The following is a 20,549-nucleotide window of genomic DNA, read 5'->3' as shown; positions in this document are numbered from 1 at the left end:
CTCCCCTCAACCGGGCGTGACTTCCGCCTCCAGCCGCTCCGCGGCCAGCTTGCGGAGATCCGCCGTCTTGATCTTGGCGCTGCCCGTGGTCTTGAGGTCGCTTTCAGCGACGAAGAGCACCCGGCGCGGCACTTTGTAGCTGGCCAGCTTTTCCTTCGCGAAATCTCGGATCGAGCCGGCTTGCGGGCTCGCCCCCTCGACCGGAACCACGCAAGAGACCACCAGTTCGCCCAGCAGCTCGTCCGGAACGCCCACGGTCTGCACCATCTTCACTTCGGGATGGGCGCGGATCACTTCGTCGATCTCAAGCGGGGAGACATTGGCGCCGCCGGTCTTGATGATGTCGTTGAGGCGGCCTTCCCAGAACAGGCGGCCCTGTTCGTCGACATAACCGCCGTCCGCCGTGCGCAGGAAGCCGTCGGTGTCGAGCGTCTCGTCCAGTGGAATGCCGAGGTAGCCCAGCATCAGCGTCGGCCCCTTCACCGCGATCTCGCCGCGCTCGCCCAGCGGCATCGTCGCGCCGCTGAGCGGATCGACGATCTTGATCGTGGCCCCGGCGGTGGGCAGCCCATGCGACTTGCCCGCCACTTCCTCGGTCGTGCCAGCGGCGAAGACCGAGATCAGCGTGAACGTCTCGGTATTGCCGAAGGCCTGCGCCGGTTCGCGCCATGTCGTCGAAATCGACGGATGCTTGGCGCAAGGCGTCAGCGCGTCGAGATAGATCATCGGCGACAGGTCGACCGTCTCGTAATTCGGCGCGGCCATGAGCTGGGCCCACTGGTGCGGCCAGGCGAGGATCATCGTCGCCCGCTCCGCCTCCATCAATGCCAGCGCTTCCTCGGCATCGAACCAGCGCTGGAGCACCAGCGAACCGCCCGAGCCGAGCGTACCGCCCAGCGCCATCGCGAAATTGCCGGACCAGAAGAAGCCGTTGGCCGACCACGTGCGCGGCGGCTCCTTGATCGCGTACCACTGCGGCCAGCGCCAGAGTTGCAGGCAGACGCCGCGATGGGCGGAAAGAATGCCCTTGGCCTTGCCGGTCGAACCCGAGGAGAAGAACAGCACGCCGGGATCGCTAGGCTGCACCGAGGCTGACGCCGCTTCGACCAGCGCCGGATCGACGCTGTTTCCGCGCGCGAGAAACGTGCTCCAACCCTCGATCGCGCCGAGGCCCTCGTCGCTGTCGATCACCGCGAGGTGACGCAGGAACGGGAATTTCGTGGAGGCGACCTCGCCCGCCTTCGCGGTGCCGATCTGCGGCTCCAGATCGACCAGGATCCGGGCGAAGTCCTTCTTGAGGACGCTGCGTTCGAGCAGCAGCACCGAACAGCCCCCCATGCCCAGCACGGTTTCGAGTTCGGCGGGCGTGAAGAAAGTGCTCACCGTCATCGCGACACCGCCCGCAAGCGCGGTGCCGAAGACGCTGGAGAGAAATTCCAGGCGATTGGTCGCCAGAATGCCGACGCGCGTGCCCTTGCCGACACCGCAGGCCGATAGTGCGCGCGCGACTTCCATCGAACGCGCCCAGAGATCGTCGTAGGTCCAGCGCTCTACCTTGTCGCCAAGGTGAATTACCGCCGCCTCGGCCGGACCGTGGCGCCGCGTGACCTCGCGGACGAAGCCGCCCAGCGTCAGCGGGCCGATGCCCTGCTCCTCGGAGAGCGGAATGCCGCGCGCAATGGACAGACCGTCCGTGACTTCGACCATGCCTTCCTCGTCATCCTGCGGGGCTCTGTGCCCCGTTTCCCATGCCCCGTGTGGGGGATGGGCGCGGCGGCGGGCTCCCTCAAACCCGCCGCCGCGCCCGGCTGCATCAGGCGTTCACATCGACGATGTACCGGCCCTTGACCTCACCGGACATGAACTTCTTCGCAGCCTCGATGGCTTCACCCAGACCGATGGTCTGGCCGATGGTTTCCAGCGCGGCCGGATCGAGATCCTTGGCGAGGCGATCCCAGGCCTTCAGGCGCTTGGCCTTGGGCGCCATGACGCTGTCGATGCCGAGCAGCGAGACGCCGCGCAGAATGAAGGGCATGACAGTCGACGGCAGGTCGAAGCCCTGCGCCAGACCGCAAGCGGCAACCGCGCCGCCATACTTGGTCTGTGCGATGGCATTGGCGAGCGTGTGGCTGCCGGCCGTGTCGATGACACCGGCCCAACGCTCCTTCTGGAGCGGCTTGCCCTTCTCGGCGAGTTCGGCGCGATCAATGATGGTCTCGGCGCCAAGCGACTTGAGATAGTCGGCCTCGGAAGCCTTGCCGGTCAGCGCGGCGACCGAGTAGCCCAGCTTCTTGAGAATGGTGATGGCCACCGAGCCGACGCCGCCGGTGGCGCCGGTCACGAGGATCTCGCCCTGATCGGGCGTCACGCCCCAGTCGACCAGTGCATCGACGCAAAGCGCGGCGGTATAACCGGCGGTGCCGATCGCCATGGCCTGCGCCGGGGTGAATGCGGCGGGCAGCGGCACCAGCCAGTCGCCCTTGAGCTTGGCCTTCTGCGACAGGCCGCCCCAGTGGCCTTCGCCCACGCCCCAGCCGTTGAGCACGACGGTATCGCCGGCCTTCCAGTCGGCATGGCTGCTTTCGGTAACGGTGCCGACAAGGTCGATCCCCGGCACCATCGGGAACTTGCGCACGACGGGCGAAGCGCCGGTAACGGCAAGGCCGTCCTTGAAATTGAGCGTCGAGAAAGCGACGTCGATAGCGACATCACCTTCGGGCAGCGCGCTCTCTTCGAGCTGCTGGAGAGTGACCGTCTGGCCCTCGTCGGTCTTGTCGATCACGATAGCGGAAAACATGGCATACTCCCTCAGGGTTGGGCTGGCTCTTGCCCTACGATGCAGGCCCAAGCTGAAAGGGAATATGCGCCGCTCCGTCAATGCCGCGGCCCCACGCCATCGCCTAGGCGAAGCGGCATCACGGACGGGGTATCGGCTGAGGTGGTGAAGTCGCACTCCGCCCTCGCCCCCTTCCTCGTCATTGCGAGCGCAGCGAAGCAATCCAGAGCCGGGCTCACTCCGCTCTGGATTGCTTCGCTGCGCTCGCAATGACGATGGGTTGGTGGAGTGGGAGGCTCTAGGCAGGCTGCCTCAGCCGCCCGGAGAAACCCCATGCGCCGCCAGCAGGTCCGCGACCTTCGGGAAGGCCTTGGCCCGCATCGTGCCGTACATCGAAAGCCGCAGAATCTCGCGCGAATAGCGGCGCGACAGTTCGCGGCGCTCGCCCTCGCCTGCGGCATGGGCGCGCGCGAGGATCGGCCAGAAGAACACGCCGGCAAGGTTCATCACCGAATAGACCTCGAAGTCTATGCCCGGCTCGGCCAGATCGGTGCCGGCGAAACGGCCCAGCGATCCGCAATATTCCCGCCAGAAAGGGTCCTGCGAAGGATCGGGCGAGGCCAGCACCTGCTGGAGCCAGACCCGGCAAATATCGGGATTATCCATCGCGAAGTCGCACAGCCGATCGGTGAGCGAGACCACGTCCACTTCTTCCACGCGGCGTTCGCCGACCGTCTCGGGATCTCCGAAGACCGCGCGGAACAGCTTGTCCGAAACCCAGTCGATGGTCGCCTCGATCAGCTTTTCGCGCGTTTCGAAATGCTGGTAGGCCGTGCCGCGATTGACGGCGGCGAGGTGCGCGACGGCGGAAAGGCTGACGCCCTCGGGCCCGTCCTTGGCAAGCAGGTTGGCCGCGGCGTCGAGAATGGCGGCCCGCGTCGCGACCGGGTCGCGCGTCCTGCGCCGTATTCTTGCCTCCATGCTCGCCCCTCCTTGATTGAACGGGCGAGCATAGCGGCAGGCTTAGTAAACGACAATGTTGATTAGCTTGTCCTCAGAGGAAGTCCTTGACCTTCTCCAGCACCAGCGCCGCATGTTCCTTACGGCAGATCAGCAGATCCGGCATATAGACGTCCTCGCGGTTATAGACCAGCGGGCTGCCGTCGATCCGCGAGACATGCAGACCCCAGCCCTGAGCGACAGCCGCAGGCGCACAGCTGTCCCATTCGTACTGACCGCCGGAGTGGAGGTAGATATCCGCCTCTCCGCGCAAGATCGCCATGGCCTTGGCCCCGGCCGAGCCCATCGGCACCAGTTCGGCCCCGATGGCTTCGGCCACGCCGGTCGCTTCCTTGGCAGGACGCGTACGGCTGACGACCATACGCAGCACTTCCGGCGCGGGCGGCACTTCGCCCGGCTGGTCCGAGCGCAGGACTACCCCTGCCCCCGGCAACGCAACCGCCCCAAGCACCGGAGCACCGTCCACCGCCATGCCGATGTGAACCGCCCAGTCGGCACGTTCCTCGCCATATTCGCGGGTACCGTCGACCGGGTCGACGATCCACACCCGCTCCTTGGTCAGGCGCTCGGCATTGTCCTTCTCCTCTTCGGAGAGCAGCCCGTCTTCGGGCCGCTGCTCGCGAAGGGCGTGGCAGAGGAACTGGTTGGCGGTCTGATCCCCCGCCTTGCCCAGCGACTTGCCTTCGAACAGCCCGGATGCCCGCACGTCGAGCAGGATTTTCCCTGCCACTTCCGCGAGATGCGCGGCGAGATCGCCGTCATTCGCCATCGTCATCAAGCGTCTCCCAGCAAGGTGTCGACGATCAGGTTGGCCGCGTCTTCCGGCGAGATCGCCGTGGTGTCGATGCGGATTTCCGGATTGCGCGGCGCCTCGTAGGGGCTGTCGATACCCGTGAAGTTCTTTAGTTCGCCCGAACGCGCCTTCTTGTAGAGGCCCTTGACGTCGCGCGCCTCGGCCACCTTCAGCGGCGTGTCGATGAACACTTCGAAGAACTCGCCTTCCGGCAGCATCGCCCGCACCATCTCGCGATCCGCCTGGAACGGCGAGATGAAGGCGGTGATCACGATCAGGCCCGCGTCGGTCATCAGCTTCGAGACTTCGCCCACGCGGCGGATGTTCTCGATGCGGTCAGCCTCGGTGAAGCCCAGGTCCTTGTTGAGGCCATGGCGCACGTTATCGCCATCGAGCAGGAAGGTGTGCCGGTTCATCCGGTGCAGCTTCTTCTCGACAAGGTTGGCGATGGTCGACTTGCCCGAGCCCGAAAGGCCGGTGAACCACAGCACCGCCGGACGCTGGTTCTTGAGACCGGCGTGCTGCTTGCGATCGATGTCCACGGCCTGCCAGTGCACGTTCTGCGAACGGCGCAGCGAGAAGTGGATCATGCCCGCCGCCACAGTGGCGTTGGTCATCTTGTCGATCAGGATGAAGCCGCCGAGCGTGCGGTTGTCGGCATAGGCCTCGAACACGATCTGCTTGTCGGTGGTCAGTTCCGCCACGCCGATCGAGTTCAGCTCCAGCGTCTTGGCCGCCAGATGCTCCATCGTGTTGACGTTGACTTCGTACTTCGGCTCCTGAACCGTTGCCGACACGACCTGCGTGCCGATCTTCAGCCAGTAGGCACGGCCGGGCACCATGGCCTCGTCCGCCATCCACACGAAAGTCGCCTCGAACTGGTCGGCAGTCTGCGGCGGGCTATCGGCAACCGAGATCACCGAACCGCGCGAGCAATCGATTTCGTCCGCGAAGCAGACGGTGACCGACTGGCCGGCAACCGCTTCTTCCAGATCGCCGTCATAGGTGACGACGCGGGTGATCGTGCTGGTCTTGCCCGAGGGCAGGACGCGGATCTTGTCGCCCGCCTTCACCGAACCGGTGGCGATCAGGCCCGAGAAACCGCGGAAGTCCAGGTTCGGACGGTTCACCCACTGCACCGGCAGGCGGAACGGCTTGTCGGCATCGACCGAGGAGAGAACCTCCACCGTTTCCAGATGCTCGACCAGCGGGATACCGCCGTACTGCGGCGCCTTGTACCACGGGGTCTTTTCCGAGAGCGTCGTAATGTTGTCGCCCTTGAAGCCCGAGATCGGCAGCGCGGTGAAGTTTTCGATCCCGATCGAAGTGGCGAACTCGGTATAGTCCGCGACGATCTTGTCGAAGACCGCCTGGCTGTAATCCACGAGGTCCATCTTGTTGACCGCAAGAACGATGTTCTTGATGCCGATCAGGTGGCACAGATACGAGTGGCGGCGCGTCTGCACCAGCACGCCCTTGCGCGCATCGATCAGGATCACCGCAAGGTCGGCGGTGGAAGCGCCGGTGACCATGTTGCGGGTGTACTGTTCGTGGCCCGGGCAGTCGGCGACGATGAACTTGCGCTTCTCGGTGTTGAAGAAGCGATAGGCCACGTCGATGGTGATGCCCTGCTCGCGCTCGGCGGCAAGACCGTCGACCAGCAGCGCGAAATCGATCTCCTGGCCCTGCGTGCCGACCTTCTTGGAGTCCGACTGGAGCGCGTCCAGCTGGTCCTCGAAGATCATCTTCGAATCGTAGAGCAGGCGCCCGATCAGGGTGGACTTGCCGTCGTCGACGCTGCCGCAGGTGATGAAGCGCAGCATCGTCTTGTGCTCGTGCTGGACGAGGTATGCGTCGATATCGTCCGCGATCAGCTGATCGGTGACGTAGACGGCTTCTTTGGTTTCAATATCAGCCATGATCAATCTCTCTCCGCTCGCCCTTGAGTCCCGAATTTATCGAAGGATCGAAGGGCATTGGCGCATCGCTCAGGCGGGCTTCGACAAGCTCAGCCTGAGCGGGAACAGGGAACGGGGTCTTAGAAGTAGCCTTGCTGCTTCTTGACTTCCATGCCGGCACCGCCGGCGTCCTTGTCGATGGCGCGGCCTTGCCGCTCGGACGTGGTGGTGAGGAGCGTTTCCTGGATCACTTCGGGAAGCGTCTTCGCCTCGCTCTCCACCGCGCCGGTCAGCGGGTAGCAGCCCAGCGTGCGGAAACGGATCGAGCGTTCGACGGGAACCTCGCCTTCCTTCAGCGGGAAGCGTTCATCGTCCACCATCAGCAGCATGCCGTCACGCTCCACGGTCGGGCGCTTTTCGGCGAAGTAGAGCGGCACGATGGGGATGTCGTTCAGGTGGATGTATTGCCAGATGTCCAGCTCGGTCCAGTTGGAGATCGGGAAGACGCGGATCGATTCACCGCGCGACTTCTTGGCGTTGTAGAGGTTCCACAGTTCCGGGCGCTGGTTCTTCGGGTCCCAGCCGTGCGAGGAGGTGCGGAAGGAGAAGATGCGCTCCTTGGCGCGGCTCTTTTCCTCGTCGCGGCGGGCGCCGCCGAAGGCCGCATCGAAGCCGTACTTGTCAAGCGCCTGCTTCAGCCCTTCCGTCTTCCACATGTCGGTGTGGAGCGCGCCGTGGTCGAAGGGATTGATGCCCTTTTCGATGGCTTCGGGGTTCTGGTAGACCAGCAGTTCCATGCCGCTCTCACGCGCCATCTTGTCGCGCAGTTCGTACATCGCCTTGAACTTCCACGTCGTATCGACATGGAGCAGCGGGAACGGCGGCGGCGAGGGATAGAACGCCTTGCGCGCAAGGTGCAGCATGACGGCGCTGTCCTTGCCGACCGAATAGAGCATCACCGGCTTTTCAGCTTCGGCGACGACTTCGCGGATGATGTGGATGCTCTCGGCTTCGAGACGCTCCAGATGCGTGAGTGTTTTCATCAGGTCTTCCTCTGCCCTGGGCTCATGCCCGTTGGCTGGGTTTCAAACAGTCCCGATTCCGAATCGCAGGGATGACATTCCCGCGAACCTCCCATATGGGAGGGTATGGCCCTTACTAGCAATGACGAGACCGATCTCCTGATCCCGCTCTTTCAGGGAAATGCCGAAAATCCGCGCTTTTCGACATTTCTGGAAAGATTGCGTCGACGCACCCAGGCCGATTACGTCAGCCTGATCCTTCGCATGGGCGATGGCCCGCACGCCGCAATCGTCGAAAGCTACGCCGGAATCGACTTGCGCAAACGCGCCCGCGAGTCGGAGCAGCAGGGGCCGTTCGACCTCGATCGCTACCTCTACGACAGCCTGCGGCCGGGGCGGGTCTATTCGATCGGAGAGATGATCGATCACGACCCCGTGGCGCGCGCGGATCGCAACCGGCGCATGGCGAAGCTTGGCATCGGTGACGAGCGCGTGGTGCGGATCGCCGGTGGCGAACGCTACAGCGCATGGCTGATGATGGCCCGCGCGCGTGAGTGCTCTGCCGCCGACAGCGCCTTGCTCTCCAGCCTCGCGCCTTACGTCGCCATCGCGGTCGAAAATCTCGCGGCGATGGACCGCGACAGGCTTTCCGCGCGGATCAACGCCATGGGGCTGGAGCGCACCGGCAAGGGCTGGATGCTGCTCGACGCCGAAGCGCGCGTGCTCGCGGCCGATCCAGCGCTGGCGGAATTCTGGCAGGCGCACTGCGGCGCGACGTTGCGCCCCGGTGAGCGCGTGCTAGGCTTGGACCTCGCCGCCGAGCGCAAGCTTGCGGCCATCGCGGCGGAAATGACGCAGGACCGTACATTGCCTGCGCGACCGCTGCTGCTGCGGGACAATCCGCATATCGAGGCGCTGCTGATGCCCGCCGAGAATGCCGAGGCCCTCGCGGCACCGGCAATCCTGGCGCTCTGCACCCTGCCCCGTCCGCATTCGGATGACAGCGCCGAGCGACTGGCCGAAGTCTTCGATCTGCCCCGGCGTGAGGCGGAACTGGCGATGGCGCTGACGGACGGTCACTCCATCGCCGAAGCGGCGGAGCGCATGGGCCTGACGCTGGAAACGGCGCGCAATTACTCCAAGCGACTCTATGCCAAGCTGGGTGTACGTGGGCAGGCCGAACTGGTGCGGCTGGTTTATGAGAGCAGCGCAGTGATGGCGTGAGTGTGTTGTGGACCTAGAGTCCAAGACGCTATGCCCCACACCCTCTTCGTCATTGCGAGCGTAGCGAAGCAATCCATGGCCGCCTTACGCCGCTCTGGATTGCTTCGTCGGCTTCGCCTCCTCGCAATGACGATGCAGAGAGGAGGCGATGGGCTTGGCGTGCGCCTACCCCATCAATCGCTGAGCTTGGCCTCCATTGCCCCGATCTCCGAACGCAGCCACATCGTCTCGGACAGGTTCTTGCCGCCCGAAGCCGCCAGCAGCGCCTCATGCGCCGCCTTGCGCACGGTCAGCACCGCCGCATTGTCCGGCTCGGCACTGAGGGCGATATCGGTCAGATGCACAGCCTCCAGCGCAGCCCCCGCATCCAGCTTCGCCTGCGCCCGTTCGGCCAGATTGGCAGCGCCGCCGGCCAGTTCGACCAGATCGGCATCGACGCTCGAACGCGGCACGCCGTAAAGCGCGGTGGTGCCGTCCTCATAGTGCAGCCAGCCCGAATACTCGCGCCAGATCGACTTGATCGCCCAGGCCGCCTTGCCGTGGAATTCGCCGATCTCCAGCCCCTCCGGCCATGCGAATTCGCGCATCAGCCTGTGCACGTCCTTGCCCGCCTTCATGCCTTCCAGCGTGTAGTCGCGCACATAGCTGACCGCCGCGTGCATCTTGTCGAGATCGGCGCGGATGCGCTCGGCACCGCGAATGGCTTCGCCGTGGCCGGTAACGACGATCTCGGCCCCAAGGTCGCGGATCGTCTCTAGCGACTTCAGGTAATTGCGCACCAGACGCGGCTTGTCGCCGCGCAGGGTGTTGAGGAACGGCATCGACAGCCAGACCGGACCGAAGACATTGCCGGTGAAGGCGATCTTCTCCTTGGGCATCCAGACCGTGAGCGAGTCGATGGTCTCCCCCTCCGGCGTGGAGATCAGTTCGAACGTGCGCCCGCCAAGATCGATGGTCAGGCGGCGGTCGACAAGGATATCCGGAACCACGTTCGGCGCCGGCTTGGGCGAACCGCCGCGCTTGAGCGTCGATCCCCAGAGCTTGCCGCTCCTCGGCCCGAAGAAGGGCTGAAGGCTCATCATGTCCGAAAGCGCTTCGTTGAAGCCCGGACCGCCGACGATTTGCGTGCCGTCTTCCAGGAATTCCGGCACGCCGCCGAAGTGATCGGCATGGCTCTGGGTAAGGATAATGAAGGCCAACGGACCAGTGCGCGGCGGGGTCAGCAGGCGCTTGGTGCGCTCCGCATTGTCCATGAAGCCGGTGTTGATCACGACATCGCCCTCGGACGTCGTCACGAGGTAGGCGTTCGAGATATCGTTCGCCTGGAACACGAAATCGGTGATCGGGATGGCTTCGGCCTGCTCGTCGCCCGAGCGGACCAGACCTGCCAGCTTCGGCCCGGCGTCCTTCACACTGTCAGCACTTGGCATTTCAAGCCTCCTCGATACCGATCATGACCTTGGCGGACTGCGGCGTCGCCGCGATTTCCAGGCCCTTCATGATCTCGCTGAACGGCAGCTTGTGGCTGATCATCGCCGCGATCTTGTCCTTCAGGCGCGGCATGGCAGCGATCACTTCGGGCATTTCGGTCGGATAGCCGACCGCCGTGGTGATCGTCATCTCGCTGGTCAGCATGCGGCCGACCGGGAACTCGATGGGCCGCATATAGGCCGCCGTGATGACGAGCTTGGCGTGAAGCTTGGCCATCATGATGACTTCGGTGAGGATGTTCGGCGCGCCTGCCGCGTCGATGAAGGCATCGGTGCCCACGCCCACACGGCCATAGCTCGGCACTTCGCCGTGGAGCTTCGCCAGTTCCGCGCGAAGATCGACCTTGCTCGGATCGAGTGCCGCCTGCACGCCAAGTGCCCGCGCGCGCTCCAGCCGTTCCTCGGAAAGATCGAGCGCGACAACGTCGGTCACGCCGCGATCGATCAGCCAGAGCAACATGCCAAGCCCGATCGGCCCGCAGCCGAACACGACAACCTTGTCGCCCGGCTTCACATTGGCGCGATTGACGCCGTGCATGGCGACGGCCAGCGGCTCGCACATAGCGGCGACGTCATAGGAAATGCCCTCGGGGATCGGCAGGATCGAATCGCCCAGCCGTGCCTCGCGCACCAACAGTTCCTGCGTGAACGCACCTTCCGGGCCGCCTGAGCCGATGTTGCTGGGTGTCATCATCGGATTGACGATTACCGGGTCACCCACGGAAATGCCGGCGACTTCTGCGCCGACTTCCATCACTTCGCCCGCGCCTTCATGGCCCAGCGCGGTCTCCACGCCCGGCGGAATCCCGCCCATCTTGATGTAGGACAGGTCCGATCCGCAAATGCCGACCGACTTCATCTTGACGACCACGTCCTTCGGCCCGGCCACCGGACGTTCGTAAGCATCGACGCGAACATCGCCGACGCCGTGGATCTTGAGCAGTTCCATTGCTTCTCTCCTCTTCCGGTCGCTCAGGGGCGAACCATGTAGCCGCCGTCGATCGTGACCGTCTCACCGGTCATGAACGAGCTGGCATCAGAGCAAAGGTAAGCGCCAATGCCTTCGAAGTCCGCCGGATAACCCGTGCGCTGCATCGGGATCGTCGGGGCGAAGTGGGCGGCCACGGCATCGGCACGGGCTCCCTCACCCATCATCGGCGTGATAATGAGGCCCGGCGCGACCACGTTGGCGCGAATGCCGAGCGGCGCGAGTTCGATGGCAAGGCAGCGCACCGCCGCGGCAATCGCCGCCTTGGACGAGGCATATTCCATCTTGCCCGCAAGGCCCTGGAACAGTGAAAGCGAACCGCAGGCAACAAGACTGCCGCCGCTCTGATCGCCCGCTTCCACACGCTCCTTCATCAGCCGCGCCGCTTCGCGCAGAGTGAAGAAAGCGCCGTGCAGCGCGGTCTTCTGGAATTCATACCAGTGATCGGTCGGCATCTCGAATGCCGAGTTGTAGCGGGGGCTGGCGCCAGAGTTCGCGAAAACGCAGTCCACGCGGCCGAAGTCCGCCATCACCTGCTGGTAACCGGCGATGATGTTGGCTTCTTCCGAAACGTCCACCTGATAGGCGATCACCTTGCCCGCACCCGCGGCTTCCAGCTCGGCCTTGGCCTTGGCGCTCTTTTCGGCATTGCGTGCCCAGATCGCCACATCGCCGCCCATCTTGGCCACGCCCATGGCAAAGCCGAAGCCGATGCCGCCGTTACCGCCGGTCACCACCGTCACCTTGCCCGTGCAGTCAAAAAGGCCCTTGGCCATCATTCTCTCCTCGATCCCGTTACCGGCCTTCTTGCCGGCACTTTCGTTGGCGCGATGTTTCCCGTGGGCGGCTTGTCCCGCAAGCTTGGCAATCATAGAATTCAGGCCCTATCCAAGCGTCAGGGACACGAATTCGGGCCAGAGACCCGACTGGTCCGGGAGAGCCTGCAATGACCGAAAGCCGCTCCGTCCATACGCCGACGATGATCGTCGATGCGGAGCTTTGCGCCGCTGGAATTACCGCGCAGATCGTGCGTTTCGACATTCCCGAGCCGACCGACAACCGCCACGCCGTGGCCGCCGGCTATCACGTCAACATGTGCCTGACCCCGCGCCCGCTGGAATCGCGCGGCGGCTATCGCGAGCGCTGGGGCCCGCACCGTTTCGAGCGGCTTGGCGACATATTCGTGATCCCGCCCGGCGAGTCGCTCTACATTCGCGGCGGCAGCGGCCGTCAGGCTTCGCTGGTCTGCACCATCGACACTTCGCTCGTGCATGACCTGCTGGGCCGCGACCTGCCGTGGGATGATGCGCACCTCGCCGCCGCGCTGGATATCGGCAGCGCACAAGTGCGCGCGCTGCTATTCCGCATCACCGCCGAAGTGCGCCACCCCGGCCTTGCCTCTCAGCGCATGCTGGAACTGCTGGGCAGCGAACTCGCCATCGAACTGGGCCGCTATGGCCTCGAAGTCTCCGAAAGGCCGATGACCGGCGGCCTCTCCGGTTGGCGCCTGCGACTGATCGAGGAGCGACTGGCGAACGACCTCACCGCGCCGCCGCTCAAGGAACTGGCCGATTCGTGCGGGCTTTCGGTACGCCAACTCACGCGCGGCTTTCGCGTCAGCCGTGCCTGCTCGATCGGCGACTATATCGAACAGCGCCGCATGGAAGCGGCCAAGCGCCTGCTGATGGAGGGCGAAAGCGTGAAGACCATCGCCTTTGCCATGGGTTTCGCCTCGCCTTCCAGCTTCACCTTCGCGTTCCGCCGCGCGGTGGGCGCCAGCCCCAGCACGTTCCGCCAACGGCAGGGACGCGCGCTTGGCTCGATGGCCTCCGTTGCAGCCTAGTCGCTCGGCCGGTCTTGTCCCGGATTCGACATATAGACCCGATCTGACGCACCAGCCGCATTGCCAATCGGCCCCGCGCACAGGCTAACTCATGCCCATGAGGTCGCCGCAGCGGCCCGGACCGAGACACGGGAAAGAGGATTACGAAATGGCCGAGCAACTCACGGCGAACAAGCTCGTCGGCGACGCTCTCGTCGAACAGGCGATGAAGGACACCGGCATCCGGGACTTCGACAATGACACCTGGCGCGAAGGCTTCGATGTCTTCGTGAACGACTTCAACGCCGGCATCGCGCGCGGGCAGTACACCGAAGGCGGCATCGGCCGCGCCACTGCGGATACGCTCCACTACTTGCGCGGCCGCCTGAAGATTTCGGACTATCTGCGCCAGAACCGCGAACTGCTCAGCCGCCCGGTCGAAAAGCCGGTCTTCGTGATGGGCGTGCCGCGCACCGGCACCACGCTGCTTTCGAACCTGCTGGCCGCCGATCCGGCGCGCCGTTCGCCGCTGACCTGGGAAATCGACGATCCGGTGCCGCCGGTCGCCTCCAGCGACTTGCTCACCACCGATCCGCGCGCGCAGGCCCGCCTGGCGCAGGAAAAGGCGATGCTCGAAGCCAATCCGGCCATGGGCAAATACTATCGCGGTTCGGCCGTCTATCCGAACGAGTGCGTGTTCTTCATGGCGCACGACTTCAAGACGCTGATGATCGATTCCAAAGGCACGCTACCGGGCTACAAGGAGTTCATCTTCTCCTGCGACATGACCAGCGCCTACGAATACCACAAGAAGTTCCTGCAGGTTCTGCAGCAGAACGCCGGCGGCGTGTGGAACGTGAAGAAGCCCAGCCACGCGCTGTGGCTGGAGACGATCTTCAAGGTCTACCCCGACGCCCGCGTGCTCTGGGCGCATCGCGATCCCTTCTCGGCCACCGCCTCGCTCTGCTCGATCATCTCGCTCAGCCACATGGCCCACATGGGCAAGCCGGATACGGCGTGGCTCAAGGAGAACTATACATGGCAGGCGGCCGAGCACGCCAACCGGATCATGGATTTCCGCGACAAGTACGGCGAGGACAAGATCATCGACGTCCATTACGCCGACATGACCGCCGACCCGATCGGCGCCATGAAGAAGGTCTATCAGCAGCTTGGCGACGAGTGGACGGCCGAGGCGGAAGCCGGCATCCAGCAGTGGGTGGACGACAACCCGCAGGACAAGTTCGGCAAGCACGAATACAAGCTGGCGCAGTACGGCATCGAGAAGGCGGAGCTTGAATCGCTCTTCGAACGCTACCTCTCGCGTTACGACGTCGCACGCGAAGGCTGAACCGCCGCCCGCCTCCCTATCCCATCGCCCCCGCTTTCGGGGGCGATGGCCGTTGAGGCCGGACCCAAAAAATTGAGGAGAGACTGATGCTCGAAGGCCGCCACTATCAAAACGCTTACATCTGCGACAATCTGGAAGCCGGTATCGACCTGTTCCGCGGGCGCGGGCTGACCCGCGAACCGGTCATCATCCCGGTCGACCAGCAGGTACTCACGCCGCAGGGTCTGAAGCGCCAGAAGGGCCGGATCTGCTTCATCTGGATCGGCGAACTCCAGATCGAACTGATCGAGAACGAGATCGACGAAGTGGGCATATACGCTAACTGCCTGTCCAACGGCGGCCCGCTGCGCTTCCACCACATCTGCTTCGCGGTCGACAACTGGGCGGACTTCCGCTCGCGCGTCGATGCGCAGGAATTCCCGCTGGCGATGGAGCGTCCGGAAGGCGACGATCCGAACGCGCTAAAATTCCTCTACCTCGATGCCCGCAAGGTCTTCGGGCACTACATCGAATATACCTGGATGCCCGAAGCCATGTGGCAGCAGATCAGGAAAATGTGATCGGCATCGTGCCGTCGGCTCGTACGGCGGCACGGCCCACCGTGTCACGCGCGATGCGGTAGGCGGTCGGTTCGGCAATGTTCAGCCGCCCCCGCGCCACCTCGAGCGGCTCGGCCAGGAGGCGTTCGTAGTCTTCACCCGGCAGCCATGCGGCGTTCTTGCCCCGGCGATAGCCTTCGCGGATCGCCCGCAGCACCAGCTTGCCGCCGCGCGCGCGCAGCGCCTTCAATGCCCCACCCAGCGCGATGAACCCCCAGCCCAATCCGCGTGTCTGCGCATAGGAAAAGGCCACGAGGCACAGTTCGCCCAACGGTTCATCGGCGCGGTAGCCGGTGAGTACGTGCCAGATATCGTGCGTGTCGCGCATGCGCCGGCCGTACCAGAGATAGGGATGACGCAAGTTGAGATCGACACCGTCGATCTTGCTCACTTCGGCAAGCTCGGTGGCGGAATAGCCGGTCTTGCGCAGGAATTCGGCATAAGCCGCGCCCACGGTGCCATCGCGGAACTGGGCGATGAAGGCCGGGTCCGAAAGGCGCTCGGCCAGTTCCACCCGCTCATAGGCAAGGCGGCCGCCCTGGGCCGTGCCCATCAACCGCAGATAGCCCGCCTTCGCCGTGCCTGCATTGAGCGCCCGCATGATGCGGAAGACCTGCGCCGTATCGTTGGCATCGGCCAGCAGGCGGCGCAGCGCCTTGAAGGCAGTGCCCCAGTCGCGGCGGTCAGGGATCACGGTCGAGATTTCCGGTGTCATCATTCGGTCCTTGGACAGATGCCGATGACGGAATTAATATGAGCAATGCTCATGTTCTGAAACTCGCGTTAGACACACTCTCTCATGACCGAAAAATCGCCCGAAAATCCGCCGATCAAGACGCGAAAACCGCGTCAGGGCCGCGCCGTGCACAAAGTGGAACTCATGTTGGAGGCAGCCATGCGGCTGCTCGACGCGAAGGGCTATGATGGCTTTACCACCAATGCCGTCGCCGAAACGGCGGGCGTCAGCATCGGCACGCTCTACCAGTACTTCCCCAACAAGGAATCGATCCTCGACAGTCTCGCCGATCGCGAGATGAACGCGCTGTCGGAGCGGATTGTTAGCGTTCTGGCCGATCAGGCCACGGTATCGGTGCGCGAGCGTGTGGGGCTGATCGTGCGCGCCGTCGCGGCGGCCTATGGCGACCGGCGCCGCGTGCACCGGCTGCTGATGGAGCGGTCACTGGCAAGAGGCACGCACCGGATGGCGCCGCTGCTGGAACATCTGACCACCCTGCTCTCCTCGCCTTCCGGCCCTCCCGCGCCGGGTAGAAACCGCAGGTTGACGCGGGGAGAGGCCTTCGTGCTCACAACGGCCTTCGTCGGCGTCCTGCGCGCGATGATCATGCGCCCGGAAACCGCGCCAAGCGATGCAGAGATCGAGGACGGTTTGGTCCAGCTTGTGATGGGCTATGCCGATCTCGCGAGACCGGTTCAGGCGGGTTCCGACACCACTTCACCGTAAAGCGTAGTGCGCTGCTTCAGCGTGCGGCCCACGCTTTCCGCCGCCGTGCGCAGCTCCGCAATCGTCACGCCCTGCCCGTGCGCGGCCCCTGCCGCACGGCTGATGCTTTCATCCATCAGCACGCCGCCAAGGTCGTTGGCACCCGCCGCCAGCACGGCCGCCGCGCCGTCCATGCCCAGCTTCACCCACGAGCACTGGATCGAGTTGATCGCCCCGTTCAGCGCCAGACGCGCCACTGCGTGCATCATCACCGCCTCACGCCAGGTCGGCCCCTTGCGGCATTGCCCGCGCCGGTAGAACGGCGCCTCCATATGGACGAGCGGCAGTGGCACGAACTCGGTGATGCCGCCGGTATCGAGCTGGAGATTGCGCAGCGCCAGCAAATGCCGCGCCCAATGCTCGATGCCTTCGAGGTGGCCGAACATCACGGTGGAGGTCGTCGGCAGGCCGACACGGTGCGCCGTCCCCACCACGTCCAGCCATTCCTGCGTGGTCAGCTTGCCCGGACAGATCTGCTCGCGAATATCGTCGCAAAGGATCTCCGCCGCCGTTCCGGGTAGCGAGCCCAGTCCCGCGTCCTTCAGCATCGCCAGATAGTCCCGCACCGGCATGCCCAGCGTGCGCGCGCCCTGGCTGACTTCCAGCGGGGAGAAGGCATGGACATGAAGGTCCGGACACGCCGCTTTCACTTCGCGCAGGATCGAAAGATAGGTTTCGCCGGTATAGCTCGGGTGAATGCCGCCTTGCAGGCAGACTTCGGTCGCCCCGCGCTCCACCGCCTCACGGGCTCGACCAGCGACTTCGGACAAGTCGAGATTATAGGGCTTGTCGCGGAAACCCGCCTTGCTGCTGGTCTTCGAAAAGGCGCAGAACGAGCAGGTGTGGGTGCAGATATTGGTGTAATTGATGTTGCGGTTGACGACGTAAGTCACGGTATCGCCGCTGACTTCGGCGCGCAGGGCGTCCGCCGCCTCCGCCACCGCCTGCGCCGCCGCGCCGCGCGTGGCGAAAAGGGCGACGATCTCGTCCTCGCTCAACGTCACCCCGCTTGCCGCGCGGTCGAGAATACGATGGAGCGACGCTGCCACCGGCCCGGCATGGAACTGCCCCAGCGGGGCGCGGACACTGCCCGGTGCATGCTGATCGGCGAGACCCGGGCTCCAGGTGCTGTCTCGCGCCAGCCCCTCGGCATCGGCATGGCGCAGCACTGCCGGGCGGATCGCCGGATCGAGCCATGAGTGGACCTCGCTCATCACGAAGCGCGGATAGATCGTCAGGCGCTCGACCAACGGCAGGCCCTTGCCTGCGCAGATCGCGCGCAGCCGTTCCACTTCGGGCCAGGGCGCTTCCGGGTTCACATGATCGAGCGTGACCGGAGAGATGCCGCCCCAATCGTCGATCCCGGCGTCGATCAGTTCGACAAGCCGCTCGTCATTCAGGTTAGGCGGCGCCTGTACCGAGACTTCGTCCGGCAGCAGAATGCGCGCTGCAGCGACCACGCGCAGGAAATCCGCCTCGCTCGCTTCCGGCGCGCGGGCCATCTTCGTACCCGGCTTGGGGCAGAAGTTCTGGACGATCACTTCCTGCAAATGGCCGTGTTCGCGGTGCAGATCACGCAGAGCGATCAGCGCGTCGATCCGTTCTTCCGCCGTCTCGCCAATGCCGATCAGCACGCCGCTGGTCATCGGCACCCGCGCGCGACCGGCCGCCGCCAGCGAAGCGAGCCGCACCGCCGGCACCTTGTCGGGCGAGCCATGGTGGCACATGCCCTTTTCCAGCAGCCGCTCCGACGTGCTTTCCAGCATGAGTCCCGCCGAGGCCGCGACGGGGCGCAGCATGCGGTAGTCCTCTTCCTCCAGCACGCCGGCGTTGACGTGCGGCAGCAGGCCGGTTTCCTTCAGCACCAGTTCGGCGCAGTGGCGCACGTAATCGATGGTGCGCGCAAAGCCCCGCTCCGCCAGCCAGTCGCGCGCGGCGGCATAACGGCGCTCGGGAGCGTCGCCCAGCGTGAACAGCGCCTCCCGGCAGCCCGCAGCGGCCCCGGCGCGGGCGATGTCCAGCACTTCCTCAGGCGTGAGGTAAGGCGCTTCGAGCCGGGAGGGCGTCGTCGCGAAGGTGCAATAGTGGCAAACGTCGGTGCAAAGACGCGTCAGCGGGATGAAGACTTTGGGCGAATAGGTCATCCGAGCCGGACCACGCGCATCGCGTCTGGCGCGTGCCCGGGCGGTGACCTCCTCCAGCGGAGCGGCCAGCAACCATGCCTTCATCTGGCGGGTCTCATCCTGCATCTGCTCACCCTTCAGATGCCTGCGAGGGCAAGCACCTCCTTCGCGAGCCTTTCCCTGTCGGCGGCTTCGCGCATCATTGTCGTCGTCACGGTGACGCTGAGGCCCCGTGCCTGCAAGCCAGAGACATCGGCCTCATCGGCATGGTCGATCAAGAGGTGATCGAGAAGATCGCTGTAGTGATGCGCGATGGCCGCATTGCTCACCGCCTGGCCACGCTCGGCCAGCATCTTGGCCAGCGGACCCTTCACCGAGGTTCCGCCGACAATCGGAGAGACCGCGATCAGCTGCACCTGCCGCTCCGCCAAGGCCGCACGCACGCCGTCGACGGCGAGGATCGGATCGACACTGAGGAACGGGTTGGATGGGCAGACGACCACGGCGGCAAGGTCGTCCCGCTCCAGTGCGGCGGAAAGACCCGGTGATGGTTTTGCGCCCGGTGTGCCCTCGAACCGCACATCCGACACGGCGGGGCCGCATTGCTCGCCCACGAACCAGCGCTGGAACGGCGTCCATCCCGCTTCGGTCAAGACTTCCGTGCGCACCGGATCGTCGCTCATCGGCACGACGGCATGAACGATCCCGAGTTCGCGCGTCAGCCGCGCCGTCACTTCAGAAAGCGTCTCACCTGCCCGCAGCCGCCATGACCGCGCGATGTGCATCGCCATGTCGCGGTCGCCGAGGTTGAACCACCCCTCCTCGCCCAGCGCACGGAGCATGGCCATGGTCTGCCACGTCTCGTCCTTCACACCCCAACCGCGCTGCGTGTCATTGAGCCCGGCAAGCGCGTAAGTGACGGAATCTATGTCTGGACAGACAGTTAAACCAAGATGCTCGAAATCATCGGCGGTATTGACGACGATCGTGAGATCCTCCCGTGCCATGACCGCAGCAAGCCCCGCCGCCAGCTTCGCCCCGCCCACGCCGCCCGAAAGCGCAAGGATGTGCTTTCTGCTCATCGGAACATGTCCTGCTCCATCGGTCTCAATCCGCCGATTGCACCGGGCCCGTCTTCCTCGGTCACCCAGCGCTCGCAGCCGCGCACCAGCGCGACCGGAGTGCCCTCCGCGCCCTCGCCCATCGCCAGTGCCGCCATCGCCGCAACCGAGTCCGCAATCCCGATCACCGTGGCCTGAAGCGTCCGGCCATAAAGGTCCTGCGCGCGCCCACGGCGATCCTCCAGCACCGTCAGCCCCGCGCAGCCGATGGCCGTGCCGAGCGTGCCGATCCGCCATGCCCGCCCCATCGAATCCGCGATCACCACGCCGATCCGGACTTGAGACCTTTTCTGAAGTTCGGCCCGCAGCCCCCGCGCCGAAGCATCGGGATCGACTGGCCAGAGCAGCACGCGCCCTTCCTCGCCCCCCTCGACATTCGAGGCATCGATCCCGGCATTGGCGAGCACGTGCCCGGTGCGATGCACCGCAATCACCGCGGCCGGCGTGCAGCGCAGGATCTCGGCACTCTCGTCGAGGATCGCCTGCATCATCGGCGCATCGCGCCCGGTTGCGCGGGCGAGTTCATGTGCTTTCTCAGAAGCCTCGAACGCGGCAAGATCGCGCGTGCGCCCTTCCACCTTGGAGACGATCTTCTGCGCCACCACGCAGATATCGCCGTCGCGGAACCGGTCGCCCTCAGCCTCAAGGCTCGCGCATATCGCTTGCGCTATCGACATATCCGTAGCGAACATGGGCAATCCGGCCAGCGGTCGTACGGTCAATTCTGGATTTCGCTTCATCGGCCCTCCCGAACCCCGTGTCTAAAGCCGCCGCGCCGTAAACGACAATGATGACAAACAAGAATTCGCGGGAGAGATAAT

18 protein-coding genes are annotated in these 20,549 nt (G+C 64.8%); 5 read left to right on the top strand and 13 right to left on the bottom strand.

Annotation, left to right across the window (positions count from 1 at the left end):
• Positions 1 to 6 precede the first annotated feature (6 nt).
• From AC1VVK_RS00225 to cysD, 6 genes are all read right to left on the bottom strand, one after another.
• Positions 7 to 1,707 (bottom strand): class I adenylate-forming enzyme family protein, encoded by a 1,701-nt coding sequence (locus tag AC1VVK_RS00225; protein ID WP_482903917.1) that lies wholly within the window; start codon positions 1,705 to 1,707, stop codon positions 7 to 9.
• Between the two features lie 106 nt (positions 1,708 to 1,813).
• Positions 1,814 to 2,797 carry an acrylyl-CoA reductase (NADPH) gene (acuI, locus tag AC1VVK_RS00220; protein WP_482903916.1) on the bottom strand — a complete coding sequence of 328 codons (984 nt, stop codon included), beginning with the start codon at positions 2,795 to 2,797 and terminating at the stop codon, positions 1,814 to 1,816.
• 291 nt (positions 2,798 to 3,088) lie between these two features.
• On the bottom strand, positions 3,089 to 3,757 hold the full coding sequence (locus tag AC1VVK_RS00215) for a TetR/AcrR family transcriptional regulator (RefSeq protein ID WP_482903915.1): 669 nt from the start codon (positions 3,755 to 3,757) through the stop codon (positions 3,089 to 3,091).
• Positions 3,758 to 3,830: 73 nt separating this feature from the next.
• Positions 3,831 to 4,571, bottom strand: coding sequence for a 3'(2'),5'-bisphosphate nucleotidase CysQ (locus AC1VVK_RS00210; protein WP_482903914.1), 741 nt, complete (start codon positions 4,569 to 4,571; stop codon positions 3,831 to 3,833).
• Positions 4,571 to 6,508, bottom strand: a complete 1,938-nt coding sequence (gene cysN, locus AC1VVK_RS00205) for a sulfate adenylyltransferase subunit CysN (RefSeq protein ID WP_482903913.1) — start codon at positions 6,506 to 6,508, stop codon at positions 4,571 to 4,573. Before cysN ends, AC1VVK_RS00210 begins: the two co-directional genes overlap by 1 nt.
• A 119-nt stretch (positions 6,509 to 6,627) precedes the next feature.
• Positions 6,628 to 7,530 (bottom strand): sulfate adenylyltransferase subunit CysD, encoded by a 903-nt coding sequence (gene cysD, locus AC1VVK_RS00200; RefSeq protein ID WP_482903912.1) that lies wholly within the window; start codon positions 7,528 to 7,530, stop codon positions 6,628 to 6,630.
• Positions 7,531 to 7,635: 105 nt separating this feature from the next.
• On the opposite strand from cysD, the gene AC1VVK_RS00195 reads away from it, so the two are divergent.
• The gene (locus AC1VVK_RS00195; RefSeq protein ID WP_482903911.1) at positions 7,636 to 8,733 is read left to right on the top strand and encodes a helix-turn-helix transcriptional regulator; all 1,098 of its coding nucleotides are present in this window, start codon (positions 7,636 to 7,638) and stop codon (positions 8,731 to 8,733) included.
• A gap of 173 nt (positions 8,734 to 8,906) precedes the next feature.
• On the opposite strand, the gene AC1VVK_RS00190 is transcribed toward AC1VVK_RS00195, so the two are convergent.
• From AC1VVK_RS00190 to AC1VVK_RS00180, 3 genes are read right to left on the bottom strand one after another with little or no spacing between them, the layout of a single operon-like run.
• Positions 8,907 to 10,163, bottom strand: a complete 1,257-nt coding sequence (locus tag AC1VVK_RS00190; RefSeq protein WP_482903910.1) for an MBL fold metallo-hydrolase — start codon at positions 10,161 to 10,163, stop codon at positions 8,907 to 8,909.
• 1 nt (position 10,164) lies between these two features.
• On the bottom strand, positions 10,165 to 11,172 hold the full coding sequence (locus AC1VVK_RS00185) for a zinc-dependent alcohol dehydrogenase (RefSeq protein WP_482903909.1): 1,008 nt from the start codon (positions 11,170 to 11,172) through the stop codon (positions 10,165 to 10,167).
• Between the two features lie 23 nt (positions 11,173 to 11,195).
• A complete protein-coding gene (locus AC1VVK_RS00180) occupies positions 11,196 to 11,990 on the bottom strand; it encodes an SDR family NAD(P)-dependent oxidoreductase (RefSeq protein ID WP_482903908.1) in 795 nt (264 codons plus the stop codon).
• Between the two features lie 167 nt (positions 11,991 to 12,157).
• On the opposite strand from AC1VVK_RS00180, the gene AC1VVK_RS00175 reads away from it, so the two are divergent.
• The 3 genes from AC1VVK_RS00175 (at position 12,158) to AC1VVK_RS00165 (ending at position 14,944) form a co-directional block, all read left to right on the top strand.
• Entirely contained in the window at positions 12,158 to 13,054 is an 897-nt protein-coding gene (locus tag AC1VVK_RS00175) for a helix-turn-helix transcriptional regulator (protein WP_482903907.1), read from the top strand.
• 148 nt (positions 13,055 to 13,202) lie between these two features.
• Complete coding sequence (locus AC1VVK_RS00170; protein ID WP_482903906.1) at positions 13,203 to 14,384, top strand: sulfotransferase family protein; 1,182 nt, start codon at positions 13,203 to 13,205, stop codon at positions 14,382 to 14,384.
• 86 nt (positions 14,385 to 14,470) lie between these two features.
• The gene (locus AC1VVK_RS00165; protein ID WP_482903905.1) at positions 14,471 to 14,944 is read left to right on the top strand and encodes a VOC family protein; all 474 of its coding nucleotides are present in this window, start codon (positions 14,471 to 14,473) and stop codon (positions 14,942 to 14,944) included.
• Here AC1VVK_RS00165 and AC1VVK_RS00160 read toward each other — a convergent pair.
• Positions 14,931 to 15,701, bottom strand: coding sequence for a Coq4 family protein (locus AC1VVK_RS00160; RefSeq protein WP_482903904.1), 771 nt, complete (start codon positions 15,699 to 15,701; stop codon positions 14,931 to 14,933). The genes AC1VVK_RS00165 and AC1VVK_RS00160 overlap by 14 nt on opposite strands.
• 81 nt (positions 15,702 to 15,782) lie before the next feature.
• Between AC1VVK_RS00160 and AC1VVK_RS00155 the strand changes: the two genes are divergently transcribed.
• Entirely contained in the window at positions 15,783 to 16,445 is a 663-nt protein-coding gene (locus AC1VVK_RS00155) for a TetR/AcrR family transcriptional regulator (protein ID WP_482903903.1), read from the top strand.
• On the opposite strand, the gene cofH is transcribed toward AC1VVK_RS00155, so the two are convergent.
• Genes cofH through cofE form a run of 3 tightly spaced genes read right to left on the bottom strand, consistent with a single transcriptional unit; the run spans position 16,415 to position 20,420 of the window.
• Positions 16,415 to 18,733 carry a 5-amino-6-(D-ribitylamino)uracil--L-tyrosine 4-hydroxyphenyl transferase CofH gene (cofH, locus tag AC1VVK_RS00150; protein ID WP_482903902.1) on the bottom strand — a complete coding sequence of 773 codons (2,319 nt, stop codon included), beginning with the start codon at positions 18,731 to 18,733 and terminating at the stop codon, positions 16,415 to 16,417. The two genes, AC1VVK_RS00155 and cofH, sit on opposite strands and share 31 nt — an antisense overlap.
• Before the next feature lie 11 nt (positions 18,734 to 18,744).
• Positions 18,745 to 19,689 carry a 2-phospho-L-lactate transferase gene (gene cofD / locus AC1VVK_RS00145; RefSeq protein ID WP_482903901.1) on the bottom strand — a complete coding sequence of 315 codons (945 nt, stop codon included), beginning with the start codon at positions 19,687 to 19,689 and terminating at the stop codon, positions 18,745 to 18,747.
• Positions 19,686 to 20,420: a coenzyme F420-0:L-glutamate ligase gene (gene cofE / locus AC1VVK_RS00140; RefSeq protein WP_482903900.1), complete on the bottom strand. Its 735-nt coding sequence runs from the start codon at positions 20,418 to 20,420 to the stop codon at positions 19,686 to 19,688. Before cofE ends, cofD begins: the two co-directional genes overlap by 4 nt.
• Positions 20,421 to 20,549: the final 129 nt, after the last annotated feature.

The sequence above is a fragment of the Novosphingobium sp. BL-S-32 genome, assembly GCF_056857055.1.
This window is presented reverse-complemented; position numbering and strand designations above follow the sequence as displayed.